The organism is Falsibacillus pallidus, from assembly GCF_050990905.1.
GTDB lineage: Bacteria > Bacillota > Bacilli > Bacillales > DSM-25281 > Falsibacillus > Falsibacillus pallidus_A.
Map to the genome: position 1 here is coordinate 3,329,216 of NZ_CP158866.1, position 14,591 is coordinate 3,343,806.

Annotated in this window: 12 protein-coding genes; 1 reads left to right on the plus strand and 11 read right to left on the minus strand. The window is 45.4% G+C overall.

The window, feature by feature from the left end; genetic code table 11:
* Positions 1-144 precede the first annotated feature (144 nt).
* Positions 145-633: a PTS sugar transporter subunit IIA gene (locus tag ABTV07_RS17435; protein ID WP_433744611.1), complete on the plus strand. Its 489-nt coding sequence runs from the start codon at positions 145-147 to the stop codon at positions 631-633.
* A gap of 52 nt (positions 634-685) precedes the next feature.
* Here ABTV07_RS17435 and ABTV07_RS17440 read toward each other — a convergent pair whose 3' ends face one another.
* The 11 genes from ABTV07_RS17440 to ABTV07_RS17490 form a co-directional block, all read right to left on the minus strand.
* A complete protein-coding gene (locus ABTV07_RS17440; protein WP_433744614.1) occupies positions 686-2,281 on the minus strand; it encodes an FMN-binding glutamate synthase family protein in 1,596 nt (531 codons plus the stop codon).
* Positions 2,282-2,307: 26 nt separating this feature from the next.
* Complete coding sequence (locus tag ABTV07_RS17445) at positions 2,308-2,589, minus strand: cytochrome C oxidase subunit IV family protein (protein ID WP_433744617.1); 282 nt, start codon at positions 2,587-2,589, stop codon at positions 2,308-2,310.
* Positions 2,590-2,658: 69 nt separating this feature from the next.
* Positions 2,659-3,270 carry a cytochrome c oxidase subunit 3 gene (locus ABTV07_RS17450; protein ID WP_433744619.1) on the minus strand — a complete coding sequence of 204 codons (612 nt, stop codon included), beginning with the start codon at positions 3,268-3,270 and terminating at the stop codon, positions 2,659-2,661.
* Entirely contained in the window at positions 3,270-5,225 is a 1,956-nt protein-coding gene (locus ABTV07_RS17455; RefSeq protein ID WP_433744622.1) for a cytochrome c oxidase subunit I, read from the minus strand. The genes ABTV07_RS17450 and ABTV07_RS17455 overlap by 1 nt, the downstream gene beginning before the upstream one ends.
* Positions 5,215-6,270, minus strand: coding sequence for a cytochrome c oxidase subunit II (coxB, locus tag ABTV07_RS17460; RefSeq protein WP_433744624.1), 1,056 nt, complete (start codon positions 6,268-6,270; stop codon positions 5,215-5,217). Before coxB ends, ABTV07_RS17455 begins: the two co-directional genes overlap by 11 nt.
* 468 nt (positions 6,271-6,738) lie before the next feature.
* Entirely contained in the window at positions 6,739-8,079 is a 1,341-nt protein-coding gene (locus ABTV07_RS17465; protein WP_433744627.1) for an IS4 family transposase, read from the minus strand.
* A gap of 188 nt (positions 8,080-8,267) precedes the next feature.
* Positions 8,268-9,560 carry an arsenic transporter gene (locus ABTV07_RS17470; RefSeq protein ID WP_433744630.1) on the minus strand — a complete coding sequence of 431 codons (1,293 nt, stop codon included), beginning with the start codon at positions 9,558-9,560 and terminating at the stop codon, positions 8,268-8,270.
* 160 nt (positions 9,561-9,720) lie between these two features.
* Positions 9,721-10,992, minus strand: a complete 1,272-nt coding sequence (locus tag ABTV07_RS17475; RefSeq protein ID WP_433744633.1) for an Nramp family divalent metal transporter — start codon at positions 10,990-10,992, stop codon at positions 9,721-9,723.
* 290 nt (positions 10,993-11,282) lie between these two features.
* Entirely contained in the window at positions 11,283-12,131 is an 849-nt protein-coding gene (locus ABTV07_RS17480; RefSeq protein WP_433744636.1) for an alpha/beta fold hydrolase, read from the minus strand.
* A 178-nt stretch (positions 12,132-12,309) separates the two neighbouring features.
* Complete coding sequence (locus ABTV07_RS17485; protein ID WP_433744639.1) at positions 12,310-13,455, minus strand: ABC transporter permease; 1,146 nt, start codon at positions 13,453-13,455, stop codon at positions 12,310-12,312.
* On the minus strand, positions 13,456-14,571 hold the full coding sequence (locus ABTV07_RS17490) for an ABC transporter permease (RefSeq protein WP_433744642.1): 1,116 nt from the start codon (positions 14,569-14,571) through the stop codon (positions 13,456-13,458).
* Between the last annotated feature and the right edge of the window lie 20 nt (positions 14,572-14,591).

A 14,591-nucleotide genomic window follows, 5' to 3' on the forward strand; every position in this document is an offset into this window, starting at 1 on the left:
TTCTCCCTCTTCCCTTCATTTACCTTCTTTGAAGTGAATTTTTTCGACAAATTTTCCCACACCGCTTCTATTTTCCAAAAAACAGATTATCCTCATTCCAGAAAGGGTATTTCATTGGTAAATGCTAATGTTGAGGTGAAAATAATGACGGCACAATTAAATCTACTATCTCCCTTTACGGGGAAGCCATTTCCACTGGAAGATGTAAAGAAGACGAAATTTGCAAATGGGATGATGGGAAAAGGCATAGCGGTCATACCTGAAGAAGGCAAGCTAGTCGCTCCCTGCAGCGGGGAAGTCATGCAGGTATTCCCTACCAAGCACGCCCTCTCCCTTCATACTGAATCAGGGGTCGAAATCCTTGTTCAGATTGGCCAGGACACAGAAAAACTTGAAGGTAAAGGCTTCGAGGTCCATGTAGAGGAAAAAGATAAAGTCAAAGAAGGGGACCTCCTGATCAGTTTTGATTTGGATGCTCTTCATCAAAAAAGTGTACCTATCGAATCCCCTGTGGTCATCATCAATGCAAACCGGATTGATACAATGAATCGAACAACAGAGACTTCCGTTACAGCAGGTTCAAGCGTTCTATTAGAACTCGGAGTAAAAGAGGATGATGATTCAGATTCTTAAAAGTAAAAAAGCACCGATCCTACCAATCATTCAGTAGAATCGGTGCTTTTTTTCATCCCGAAACGAGTTTCATCACTTCTGCCTGTTTGAAGATATCTTCGACAGGATAAACTCTTCCAAACTCATCTTTATAAATAAGATGCTTTCTCTCAAATTTGGTCGGTGTATCGATTCCTGCTGCCGCAGCCAGATTGAACACTCCTTCTCTTAAAGAGAGGAGATAGTTGCACGTACGGAAGGATTTCTCCTCCACGATCAACGCCCGCTGCAGCTTCGGATCTGTCGTCGCTACCCCGACAGGACAGTTATTCGTATGGCATACCTGCGCCTGGATGCATCCAACGGAAAACATCAAGCCGCGGGCAATATTCACCAAGTCCGCTCCCATCGTCATAGCCATGACAATTTTATCCGGAGTCAACAGCTTCCCTGATGCGAAAATTTTCACACGGTCGCGCACGCCATATTTCGTGAGCATGTCGTGGACAAGCGGAAGTCCGGCTCTGATTGGAAGCCCTGCAGCATCGGCAAGTTCCTGGAAGGAAGCACCCGTACCGCCTTCTCCTCCATCGACCGTAATGAAATCAGGACCTTTTCCAGATTCCTTCATATCCTTTGCAAACGTCTCGAGATCGTCTAAATTCCCGACGACAATTTTAATCCCGACAGGCTTTCCTCCAATTTCGCGAAGCTTTTCAATGAACTCAAACATTTCCATATTGTTATTGAATTGTCGGAACCGGTTTGGACTGTCCACTGTTTTCCATGGCTCTACATTCCGGATTTCAGCGATTTCCGGCGTCACCTTAGAACCGTCAACATGGCCGCCGCGCGTCTTGGCACCTTGGGCAAATTTAAGTTCGAATGCTTTGACTTCCTCAATTTCACTCTTCCGTTTAAATTCTTCCCAGGAGAATTCTCCATCCTTTGTCCTTACACCAAATAATCCCGGTCCGATTTGATAGATGATATCGACGCCGCCTTTCAAGTGATGCTGGGACAAACCTCCTTCCCCTGTATTCATCCATGTACCGCCGGCCATCCCCAGTCCAGTGGACAGAGCGGTGATGGCTTTTTCACCAAGGGCACCATAACTCATGGCAGACTGTCCGACAAACCCCTTCACTTTAAATGGCTTGCGGCATGTGTCCCCGCCAATGACGATGGCGTCATCATCACGGAGGTAAAACGGATCCGCCTCGGTATATTCGCGATGCTCCTTCCTTCTGAACAGGTTGTCTTTATCAATCTTATAAATCTTCGTCCTGATTTTTTTCTCGTTGTCGACCTTCAGTTCATCGCGCTGTACAGGATACATAGAATTTCGAACATAATAGCCAGGCCCGTCAAAATCCCGTTCAGAACCGAAGCCAATCAATCTATTTTTATATTTGGCCGAAATGACCGTACTCTGGTATTGCCTTCTGGAGAATGGCCTTGCTTCATTATCATTATGAAATAAATATTGCCTTAGTTCAGGACCGATTTTCTCCAGGATATAGCGCATTTTCCCAAGGACCGGATAGTTCCTCAGAACGGAATGCTCCTCCTGCTTCTCGTCTTTCAACCAAATGATTCCGAATATTACCAGCGGAACGATAATGATTAAAACTACTAATCCTACTAATATATAGGAAGCTACTGTCATATCTTCACTCTTCCTTTCTACTTAATTTAATTTAAAAGCCAGAGAAATAAAATGGCCAATGCCGCCACCATTCCCCCGCTTGCGAGCGCAATCATGCGGTACAATTTCTTGCCCTTCCCGGCATGCATGAAAATGAACAGCTGCAGGAAAACCTGGATGACCGCCATCCCGATCAAAATCCACTTCAGAACGACCGGTCCAAGCTGCAGCCTCCAATCCATCACCAGATAAAAGGCAATGGCCGTGAAAAGAATCATCATGCCAAAAGATGCATAATAGGTCACTTTCATTCTGTTTTCGCCTTCCATCGTCACCCCGCCTTTCCAAATGGCTCTTTTCTTACGTTAAAATCGGCAGTTAGATTTTAACAACAAAGTTTACGAAGACAGCTTTCCAAATAAATAGACTACGGTGAAAATAAAGACCCAAACGACATCGACAAAATGCCAGTAAAGGCTGAATACCTTTATTTTCAAGGAAGTATCTTCATTCAAGCCCTCTCTGACCATATGGAAAAGCAGGAGGAGCATCCAGATGCAGCCTGCCAGAACGTGGCTTCCATGCGTGCCTGTCAAAAGGTAAAAAGATGCTAAAAAAGAACTATCGGTTATCCTATACCCTTTTTCCACATACGTTAAAAACTCTTTTATTTCCAATCCAAGGAATCCCATCCCCAAAAGAAGCGTTAAAAGCAGCATGAAGATCATATTCTTCTTATTTTTTGCCTGAAGAAAATAACCAGCCATGGCACAGGTGAAGCTGCTTGAGAGCAGGACAATCGTCGATACGGCCGTTTCTTTCAGTTCGAAAAGGCCCTCCGGCGATGGACCGGATCCCGTATGACTTTTCAATGTCAGATAGACGCCGAATAATCCGCCGAAAATCACCACTTCTGCTGAAATGAAAAACCACATCGCAAGTACTTTGTCCTTGGCTTTTTCCTTCTGCATCTCCTGTAAAAGGGATGCATCGGTTTGAGTTGTCTCCATCATCTGCCCCCCTTCCTTTCTTCCCGCTCTGCCACTTCTTTTGCAGTGATGAAATGTCCGCCTTTATCCGTGAAGGAGCGCCAGATGAGCATCCCGAGAATCAATATTCCTCCCCCGATTTTCACGGGGTTCCAGTCAAAAATGAAGCCAAATGCTGTCATGAAGAAAATACCGCTCAGAATCATCGGCTGGACAGTGGACGGCGGGATATGGATCGGACCAAGTTTTTCTGCAGGCTGAAATGTTCCGTCGCCCTCCATTTTTTCTTTCCAAAAAGCATCAACGCCCCTGACAAACGGTCTTCTGGCAAAATTGTATTCCTGCGGTGGAGAAGGGATGGCCCATTCGAGCGTCCGCCCGTCCCATGGGTCGCCTGTAACATCCCGCGTGCCGTTTCTGCAGCTCCAATAAACCGTATAAATAAAGAAAAGAACACTCAGTCCCATCAGGAAAGCCCCGATCGTACTGATCATATTCAATGTGCCGAGGCCGCTGTCTTCAAGGTATGTGTACACCCTTCTTGGCATGCCCATCAATCCCATGATGTGCATCGGGAAAAACGTGAGATGAAACCCGATGGCAAAAAGCCAGAACTGCCATTTTCCCCTTTTCTCATCCAAGAGGAATCCGAACATCTTCGGCCACCAGTAATAGAGTCCGGAGAAGATCCCTAAGATGGTGCCTCCGACGATGACATAATGAAAATGTCCGACGACAAAATAGCTGTCATGGTACTGGTAGTCTGCAGGCGCCGCTGCAAGCATGACGCCTGTCACCCCGCCCATTACGAAGGTCGGGATGAAAGAAAGAGCATAAAGCATGGCGGTATTGAATCGGATTACCCCGCCTTTCAATGTGAACAGCCAATTGAACACTTTGATTCCTGTCGGGACGGCAATGGACATCGTCGAGATGGCAAAAATCGCATTTGATGCAGGTCCAAGACCCACTGTGAACATATGGTGCACCCACACCATAAATCCTAAGAACCCGATGAGGACGATGGCAAAAACCATTGAGGTATATCCAAAAAGCTTCTTTTTGGCAAAGGTGCTTATGACATCAGAGAAAATCCCAAAAGCGGGCAGAATCAATATGTAGACCTCCGGATGCCCAAATATCCAAAACAAATGCTGCCAAATCAAAGCATTTCCTGCATCCGCTGACAGGAAGCTTGTCCCGAACAGCCTGTCGAAAGACAACAATAAAAGAGCGACAGTCAACGCAGGGAAGGCAAATAAAATAAGAAGAGACGTGACAAGGGTTGACCAAGTGAACAAAGGCATGCGGGTGAGCGTCATCCCCTTCGTCCGCTTGTTCAAGATCGTCACAAGGAAATTGATGGCCGTCAGCAGCGTGCCGATTCCCGCGATCTGCAAACCGAGGGAATAGTAATCATTGCCCGGCCCAGGTGAAAATTCCTTCAAGGCAAGAGGGGCATATGCTGTCCATCCTGCAGTCGGGGATCCCCCTAAGATGAAGCTGATATTCACCAGCGAACCGCCGGCAAAAAACAGCCAGAAGCTGAGCGCATTCAAATAAGGAAAAGCAAGATCCCTCGCGCCTATTTGTAATGGGACGGCGACATTCATGAGTCCGATTAACAGTGGCATGGCCACGAAGAAAATCATCGTCGTGCCGTGAGTCGTCATCATCTCATTGTATTTTTCCCCTTGGAACACCCAAAATTGATTCTCCGGAAGGGCCAGCTGGATCCTCATGATCAAGGCATCAAGCCCCCCTCTTAAGAAAAAGGCCCCTCCAGCAGTCAAATAGAGTATGCCTATTTTGCTGTGATGGGTGGTGGTCAGCCAGCCCCACAGCCACTTCCATTTTTTAAAATAAGTGAGCAATCCTACGCCGATTATTAAAAAGAGGAGGACAGAGATGTCAGCAGCCAAAATATCTGAAGGAAAGCTTATCTTCTTCCCCCATAGCGTGTATTTAAGATCCATGCCCACCATCTCCTTCTCCACTGATTCCATCAAGCCCTAAGCTCTGTACGTACTCTGCCAGCTCCTCTTTTTCCTTCGCGGAAAGGTGTTTGAATGATGGCATTTCTGTCCCAGGCTTATACTTCTTGGGATCATTAATCCATTTCACAATATTTTCTTTCGTGTTGGGAAGTACACTCGCAATCCGGTCATGTTCCGCAAAGCCGGTCAAATTTGGGGCATTCCCGCGGCTGATGGTTTCACCGCTTCCATTGACGGCATGGCAAGAAAGGCAATTCTTTTTAAATACCTTTTCACCGGCAGCTGCACTTTCCGTCTTTTGCTTGCCGCTTTCTTTCTTCTGCATAGCCTGTTTCCACTTTTGAAAATCTTGTTTCGACTCTGCTTTCACGGTAAACAGCATATAAGCGTGCGCTGCTCCGCAGAGTTCTGCACACTTTCCTTCATAGCTGCCTGGTTCATCCGCTTTCACCCATAATCGATTCGTTTTGCCGGGAACCGCATCCATCTTGCCTCCGAGCTGCGGAACCCACAATGAATGAATCGTGTCATCTGACCGGATCACCAGCACTACATCCTCGCCAGTGGGGATGTGTAGAACATCCGAAGTCTTGATGTCCCCGTCCAAATAATGAAATTCCCACCAGAACTGATGGGCCGTCACTTCAATGACCGTTTTCCCTTGGAGATGTTTAGCATCCGCCGCTTCTGATAAATGATATGTACTCTTGACCGTGGGAATGGCGATGATGATCAGGATCACAATCGGGATGACTGTCCAGGTGATTTCCAGTTTCTTGTTCCCGGAAGGCCCATTCGGAATATGATTCTTTCTCTCCGGCGTAATGCGGTATTTCCATAAAAAATAGAAAAACAAAATAAAGACCGTTGCCAGCACGAGAAGCATCAAGTAGATGGTGAGCTGAAACAAACCGAATTCCTCACGGGCAGCAGGACCCTTTGGATCCAATACATCGATTCCGCTGCAGCCGGAAAGCGCTGCCATCAAAAATAGTAAAAATACAGGCATACCCCTTCTAAACAAAGCCGTTCCTCCCTTCCAAATTACAAATCGAGCATAATGTTCCATACCACTCCAGTTTTAAACTAAACGTTATTTTGGATTGGAATTGTGGAGGGTTGGTGAATGGGGTTGGGCGGGGCACTTTGGGTGATCACCGCTCAACTTTTCTGCGCAACCGCTCAACTTTCCATTTAATGTGGAAATCCCGCAAGAAAATTCGGGTGGTGACAGGCACCATAGCCATCAAGTTAACCATTTTTCAGGTTTTTCTAAACGATTGAGCGAGAATCCACTCGCTTTCCGCGGACGAACTGGCAAGCCTCCTCGCTTCGCTGTGGGGTCTCGCCAGCCCGTTTTTCCGCAGGAGTCTCGCAGATTCCCTCTCAATCAACTGAAATTTGGTCTAATGATAAGAATGACCAAACCTTTCTGCTTTCTACCCAACACAAATAAACCTAGACGAAATCTAGGTTTACATTTTATGTAAACTTATGATTGAGATAATTGATCTAAGATTTCTATTGACCTGGATTTTCCGCACCTCTTTGATTTGATGCCATTTTTCTCAAGGGTTTTTCGAACCTTCTGGAATAGGCTCGTCAGTGAATGTCCGCCTTTCTTTAAGGCACAAGAGATTTCCGGGAGGAACGTTTCAATAATATCTAGGCTTTTAAATTCACTAAGTTGCTTTTGCTTTTTAACAAATAAGTAATAACGAATACGAAAAAGCAAGTTTTCACTTAATAAAAGAGCGATAAAACGACCATATAAAAAGCATTCAAAACGTTCTTGCTTCATCGCTTTGACATGGTCAATCTCAAAGATGGATTTCCACCCTTTGAAGACTAATTCAATTTGCCACCTTAAAGAATAAAGGGTGAACAAATCTGTTGCTTTTACCATGTTTTCTGGTATATTAGTAATTACTTTGTTGAGCACTTTGTGCTTTTTTGTTTGAGGTGTGTATTTCACGCCTCTTTTTTTTTCTTTTTTATCAAAAGAATCCATTCGTCTTTTATGTTCATCCTCATTCAAGCGATAGAGAACCAGACGAGATGGAATCATCTCCCGTTTTCCTACATAAACAGTAAGTTCCAAATACTCTCCCTCTGCTAATTCTTCTTCATATTTCGTGATATCCAGTCTTTCGAAATCACCATTTTCCGTTTCTAAATAAACTCCCGTTTGATCATGTAGACGAGAAAGAAAGAAACCCTTTCGGTTTGAAATGGTTTTTAAGTCTTGGGTGGAGAAATAACCTAAATCCCGAATGCACAAATCCCCAGGCTCCACGGTGTCTTGAATTTGATAGGCGAAGGATTGATCAGGCTCCTTCTGTTCTTGAAGAACAAACTGAAGGAATTCTCCGGATTTTAAATCATACTCTAACTGGATTTTAACTCCTGAACCATGATAGCCCTTAAAGGCTTGATATTGATTAGGGGAAACTCCGAAAGAAGTAGAATCTAAAATCCGTATTCGTTGGAACAAATCCATTATCGGAAGAGATGGAAAGGACCTCTCTAATGAAAGCAGTGATCGGAAGATCTCCTTCATTAATTGGACAGCTTGCGCATTAAACCGTTGATTCAATCCCTGACCAGAGATACTTACTTGGAAGTGGGTAGAAAGAGAAGCACACATTTTGGAAAGGGAAGATCTCCCAACGTGCGCGTGGAATGCGCATAAGCTCAAAAGATGGAACCCAGTGAAGTTTCTTTCTCGCTCCACAAACCCAATTTCCTTCGCCAGTTCTTCAACCGCAGAAGAAGATATGACTTCTTTAATAGCCTCCGAAAAAGCAGCTAATTCTCGATGTAAATTCTTCATAAATAAAAACTCCTTACTCTAAAAATCTGCATGGCAGAACTTTAGAGTAAGGAGAAAATTTACTTTCGTCGACTAATTTGCCTTAAGTTGATGGCTATGGTGACAGGCACGCCCCGATTCGCCCCGATTTATGTCGAATGCAAAAAACCGGCCCGCCCATGAAGGCAGAACCGGTTTCAAACTCTTTTTTATGTTAGGAGAAGCAACCACAAATACAGGCCGGCCAATGTGATGAACAGCACTGGGAGCGTCAGGATGACCCCTACTTTAAAGTAGTAGCCCCATGTGATTTTGACTCCTTTTCCATTCAATACATGCAGCCACAATAAAGTCGCCAGGGAGCCGATCGGCGTCATTTTCGGCCCTAAATCCGATCCGATGACATTGGCGTAAATCATCGCTTCTTTAATCACCCCTGATACATGGGCGTCCGTGATCGCCAATGCATCGATAAGGACCGTCGGCAAGTTATTCATGACGGACGAAAGAACTGCGGCCAGGAAGCCCATCGCCATAGTCGATGCAAACAATCCGTGGTGAGCGGCTCCCTCAAGAACTTCCGCCAATAAGCCAGTCAATCCGACATTCCGCAGTCCATAAATCACGACATACATCCCGATGGAGAAAAAAACGATCGCCCACGGTGCCCCTTTAATGACTTTGCGGACATGAACCGCCTGGCTCCTCCTTGCCATCAGCAAAAAGATAATGGCGATGGCCCCGGCAATGAAGCAGACTTTGACATGCAAGAAGCCGCTGGAAAAGTACCCGATGAGCAAGCCTGCAAGCACAATCCAGGACAGGACGAACAAATCTTTGTCTTTGATCGCTTCTGAAGGCTTTTTCACCTGGGAAACGTCATATGCAGCGGGAATCGATTTTTTAAACAATAAATAAAGAACTGCCATACTTGCCGCTAAGCTGAATACGTTCGGAATGATCATCCTTGAGGCATATTCCGAAAAAGAAATATGGAAGTAGTCCGCGGAAACGATATTCACCAGATTGCTGATGGTAAATGGCAAGGATGTGGTATCCGCGATGAACCCGCTCGCCATGATGAATGGCAGGAGCATCTTTTCTTTCCAATTAAGCGCCCTGACCATAGCCAACACGATCGGGGTCAAAATAAGTGCAGCCCCGTCGTTCGCAAAAAAGGCGGAAACGACTGCACCAAGGAATGTGACATAGAGGAACATTTTCTTCCCATTTCCATCTGCAAGGCGCGCCATATGCAAAGCCGCCCATTCAAAAAATCCAATTTCATCTAAAATTAATGAAATGATGATGAGTGCAATAAACGTGAGCGTCGCATTCCAAACAATGTCTGTCACTTCTACGACATCATGCAGAGATATAACCCCGGCAGCCAAAGCCAGGAGCGCTCCTCCGCATGCCGACCATCCTATCCCCAGGTTTCGGGGCTGCCAGATGACCAGTGTCAGAGTGGCGATAAAAATCAAAACGGCAATCCAAACCAAATGTGTCTCTTCCCTTCGATGAAGAACTATTAATCATTTATTATTCCTTCCTCATTATATAAACAGCTAAAGACTCAAGCAATTTTGAAACAGCACTTCTCCGCAAAAAAAGAGTACAAATCCCATAGAAGGATTCATACTCTTTTCGATAAAAATATTTTTATAAGCTCTGCGTCAGCAGGAATATATTCAGCACAATGATGACACCCGCAATGACCCATGCAATGTTCGTGGTCCATTTTGCATTGACTAGGCTTCCCATCAGCTTGCGGTCGCTGGTGAAAAGAATGAGCGGAACAAGGGCGAAAGCAATCCCGAATGAGAGCACTACCTGGCTCAAAACCAATGCATGCGTCGGATTGACGCCTAAAATGATGATGACAAGCGGCGGCAGCATCGTAATGAATCGTCGCAGATATATCGGAATCCTTTTTTGGATGAATCCCTGCATCACAACGTCTCCGGATAGTGTGCCTACAGTTGAGCTGGATAGTCCTGCAGCCAATAATCCGATTCCGAATAATTGGGCAGAAAACGGACTGATCAACTCGCCGAACTTTTGAAATGCCACATCAAGGTCGGATACATCCAAGCCATTTTGGAAAAACAATGCGCTCGCTACAATCAGCATGCTTGCATTGATCACGCCGGCCAAAGCCATGGCAATGATGATGTCGACAAATTCAAATCGGAAAATCTTTTTCTTCTCGGAGTCGTTTGTGCCGACCACCCTTTTTTGAGTCAATGCAGAGTGAAGATAGATGGCGTGCGGCATGACCGTCGCCCCTAAAATCCCTGCTGCCAAGAGAATGCTGTCGACGCCTTCAAACTTCGGCGTCAATAATCCGGCTACAAGCGGTCCTGCTTCCGGTCTTGAAATGAATACCTGTATTCCAAATGCAACGACAACAATGAGCACCATTCCCGTAATGGCGGCCTCGAGTGAACGAAGTCCCCTTCTTTGAAGCTCGAGGATGGCAAATGAACCGGCTGCCGCTATCAAAGCAGCGGCAATCATCGGAATATCAAAGAGAAGATAAAGTCCGAGGGCAGCCCCGATGAACTCTGCCAAATCCGTTGCGATGATGACGATCTCCGCCTGGATCCAGAGGAAAATCCGTACAGGGAATGGGAAACGGTCCCTTGCCACTTCAGACAGGTTCCTGCCTGTGGCAATCCCAAGTTTAGCAGACATCGTCTGGATCAAAATCGCCATTAAATTAGAAAATAAGATGACCCAAAGCAATAAATAACCGTATCTTGAGCCGGCTGCAATATTGGTGGCGAAATTGCCCGGATCGATATAGGCGACGGAGGCGATGAAGGCAGGGCCAAGAAACGGCAGCACCCTTCTCCATCCTTTCGTCTTCCCGCTGAGAACCGCTGCAGCCGATGACGTCAGATCTTTCCTTTCAATTGTTCTGTCTTTCATGAAGTATTTCCCCTTTTATTTTATATGAAACAAGCATTTTCCTTAGTATAAAAATGTTTCCCGAAGTAAACTTTTATTGTAAAAAAAGTAAGAACCCTATGATTCCTACACTCAAATTATATGCGGTGAAGATCAATTTTGCAATCAATGAAATTCAAAAGGGGCCTGGTCTCTACGTAGCCCTTTTCCGCCATATGCCATCGTGCTGCGATTTCAGCCATTGTATTTCTTAATTCAATTTTTATGGCCGCAAGAGGCTAAAAATTTGTGTTCCGGGTTAAATAAATCACTCATTGGGGACATTTCTCTTTTAGTTCCTGATAAAATTTTCGTGCAGCCTCTCCGATTTCCCTGCCCTGATTCAGCATCATCAAATGGGTGCTTTCCGGTAGAATGACAGTCTTTGAGTATGGAAGACAGGAACTTTTTTCCTCAATCAATTTAAGCTTCAACTCTAACTTTTCTTCTTTCTCGGCTGGCATGAACAAGACCGGACATGTGAGATTCTCATATTGTGACGGGATATCAATATCACATCCTGCAGCGAGCAGTTGTGCGGCGATTTCATTGTCTTGCTGGAACGTGACGGTCCCATTCGGGAGATTATGCAGTGGAATTTGATGGGCAATCTTGGCGAACTCCTGCCAACGCTCCTTTGCGAAATAAACAAAATCCTCTTTCGAAATAAACTCCGGATATGGCCGCTCAAGCCTTTCCTTCACAAGTTCCTCTTTTGTCCCTTCCCTTTCCCCATTCGGACCGATTAAATTAAGCATTCCTCCATCAACCAGCGTTAAGGAACGTACAAACGCAGGAAACTTCGCTGCAAGCACAAGCGCCGTTTCAGCTCCGAGCGAGTTCCCAATGAAATGAGCTTTAGGAATCCCCATCTCCTTCATGGCCTCTACTATGTCTTTAGCCAGATTCTCCAGTTCATATCCTGTATCCGGTTTTCCCGATGCCCCGTGTCCACGCAGATCCATTGCGATTACATGGTAATTCTCTTTTAGTAATTCAGCCGTATCCTTCCATACATATGAAGCAAAAATTCCCCCTGGATGAAGGAGGACAACCGTCTCCCCTTTGTGGCTATATTCAAATACAGCGATTTCTGTTTGATTAACATTTAATATATTCATAGTTGGTTCCCCTTTTTAAAAACGACTAGTCAGTTTATAAGAATTATAATTTGCAGCTTCAGCCTATGTCAATATCTTCAGAAAAATGGGACATAGGGACAGGTTCCTTGTCCCGCCCGTCCCCAGTCCCCTCTCAACAAACAAAAACCCGCCTAAAGTGACGGGTTCAGATTCACATTCAAATGAAGTTCCTTGCATTGTTGTTTCGGCCGAAGCGGTAGATGGCTACAAGGAAGAATGCGAGAGCGAATGCCAATAGGATCAAGATGTTCAAGTAGATGCTGCCGATGCTGATGCCTTTTTGCAGCTTCTCGATGGCCGAGAGTGCCCAGTGCTGCGGCAGGAATTCTGCGATTTTCTGCGCAGCATCCGGCATGATGGCTACCGGCCAGAAGCAGCCTGAAAGCATACAGGTCGGGATGACCAAGAAGTTTTGCAGCGCCCCGAAAGAAGCCGTACTGGACGCGAATGCCACAATGATCAATCCAAGTCCGACTGCGACAAGGGCAAAGACAAGAAGAATGAACAGCATTTCTCCGAACGCCATGTTGGTCTCGATATGAAAGACGTTTTTCATCATGTAAATCGTAAAGGTAATTTGAACAGCCATGATGATCATGTTGACCAAGATGTTGGAAAGTACATATTTTCTGGCGCTGATCGGTGTGGAAAGCAGCCTGAAGTATGTTCTGTTTTCTTTTTCCTTCAATATAATTTCTGACAGGTTGCCTGCAGACATCAGAAGGAACATCAACAAGAATCCGATTGTCTGGGATGTCATATCGCGATTTTTCGAAAGATCTTTCAAGGAAACGGTCTTCATGCTGAAGTTTTTCTTTTGGTAGTTGGCATACATCTGATGGAATGATTTCTGATTACCGTCCGCAGTTTTTCCGATGGCTGCGACGTTGTCGAGGTACTGATACAAGTATGCTTTGATAAACGAAGTGACTTGAGCCCCTTTAATGGAAACCATTTGAATGCCGGATGGCTTTCCGTCCATCAGACTTTGCGTAAATCCTTCGTCAATTTTGATGACGACATCAAGCTTTCCGGACGAAATTTGATCAGCAATGGCAGAATTCTTAATCTCTGTCACCTTTACATGATCAATCTTTTTCAGAAAGGAGATGGTTCCTGAAGAGGCTTCTCCTTGATCTTGGCTTGCGATTCCGATTTGGATTGTTTGGACGTTTGAACCTCCATACGCCGCAAAGGCAATCAGGATCCCCAGCAGCGGCATTCCAAAATAGATGATGATACTGCGTTTCTTATTGAACGTAACCTTTAATGTATGTCGGATGAGCCAAAGAAGTTCTTTCATTTACAGCCTCTCCTTTCTTCTAAGTGCTGTCACGGTCAATAAAAGCAGGACAGCGGCCAGGCCGAAGTTCAGCATCATGGCATGGTAGGCACCGTCAAACTGATTCATATAGATCGCTCGATTAAGCCCTTCCCTTACCCATGTGATCGGGGATAATTCTAATAAAAAGTGCAGGAATCCATCTCCTTCGATGACAAAATAGGCGCCACCGAAGAATGAGGAAAGCTGGACAAACAGTGTGAGGAAGCTTCGCGTACCTGCTCCCGTTTTCATTATGAAGCTGACACCCAGCCCCAGACTGATGGCGAAAACCACTTGAGATAGAAGTATTAGTATCACAAGCCCCGGGTGGTCTCCCCAGTTGGCTTTAAAGACATATTTGCTGAATGCCATGACGGCGAGTATGCAGATTCCGTTCACGACGATGCTTCCCAAGAGCTTTCCAAGGAAGAGCTCTCCTTTTGAAATCGGTGAAGCAAGCAGACGGTCCGCCGTATTTCTTGCCCTTTCGCCCCTGATAAGGGAGCTGGCGCTCATGGCTGAGTACATGGCAATCATGGAAGTCATCGCGATTGCATAATAATCCATCGCTCCCACTTGGCGGTCCGATTTCAAGGAATGCTCCTTGATATAGTCATCCTTGGATGGGGCCATTACAGCTGAGATCCCGCTTGGGTCCACTTTGCTGATTTCTGCTGCGGTATTGTACTTTCCGGCATATGCTGAAAGGGCTCCGCTGATCATCGATCCTTCAATGCTTGCACGGTCATTTTCATAAAGGGTGATGCCGCTGTTGTTCAACTCTACATACCCTTCGTAGTTCCCTTGTTTGACTTCTTTCTTCCCGTCCATACCGGACTTGATTTTCTTGAACTCGATTCCTTCTTTTTTCATCGCACCGGCAAACTTCTGGAACGATTCAGATGCCATTCCCGTGCTGTTATCTTTGTAAAGGACGCGGATATCATCGACGGAAATTTTCTTATCGAAGGCATTGGATAAAGCCGTTCCCAGTACAAGCATGAGCACAATGGGAAACGCCAGCATGAATGAAAATGTCCGGACATCCCTGAAATGAATCTTGATTTCCTTCAGTGCCATATTAATGATATTCATTTGTTTTCCCCCTTTCTTTA

Excerpts from the sequence above, each read along its gene's own strand:
- ABTV07_RS17435 (WP_433744611.1), top strand. The coding sequence starts at position 145 with ATGACGGCACAATTAAATCTACTATCTCCCTTTACGGGGAAGCCATTT.
- ABTV07_RS17440 (WP_433744614.1), bottom strand. The coding sequence starts at position 2,281 with ATGACAGTAGCTTCCTATATATTAGTAGGATTAGTAGTTTTAATCATT.
- ABTV07_RS17445 (WP_433744617.1), bottom strand. The coding sequence starts at position 2,589 with ATGGAAGGCGAAAACAGAATGAAAGTGACCTATTATGCATCTTTTGGC.
- ABTV07_RS17450 (WP_433744619.1), bottom strand. The coding sequence starts at position 3,270 with ATGGAGACAACTCAAACCGATGCATCCCTTTTACAGGAGATGCAGAAG.
- ABTV07_RS17455 (WP_433744622.1), bottom strand. The coding sequence starts at position 5,225 with ATGGATCTTAAATACACGCTATGGGGGAAGAAGATAAGCTTTCCTTCA.
- ABTV07_RS17465 (WP_433744627.1), bottom strand. The coding sequence starts at position 8,079 with ATGAAGAATTTACATCGAGAATTAGCTGCTTTTTCGGAGGCTATTAAA.
- ABTV07_RS17475 (WP_433744633.1), bottom strand. The coding sequence starts at position 10,992 with ATGAAAGACAGAACAATTGAAAGGAAAGATCTGACGTCATCGGCTGCA.
- ABTV07_RS17480 (WP_433744636.1), bottom strand. The coding sequence starts at position 12,131 with ATGAATATATTAAATGTTAATCAAACAGAAATCGCTGTATTTGAATAT.
- ABTV07_RS17485 (WP_433744639.1), bottom strand. The coding sequence starts at position 13,455 with ATGAAAGAACTTCTTTGGCTCATCCGACATACATTAAAGGTTACGTTC.
- ABTV07_RS17490 (WP_433744642.1), bottom strand. The coding sequence starts at position 14,571 with ATGAATATCATTAATATGGCACTGAAGGAAATCAAGATTCATTTCAGG.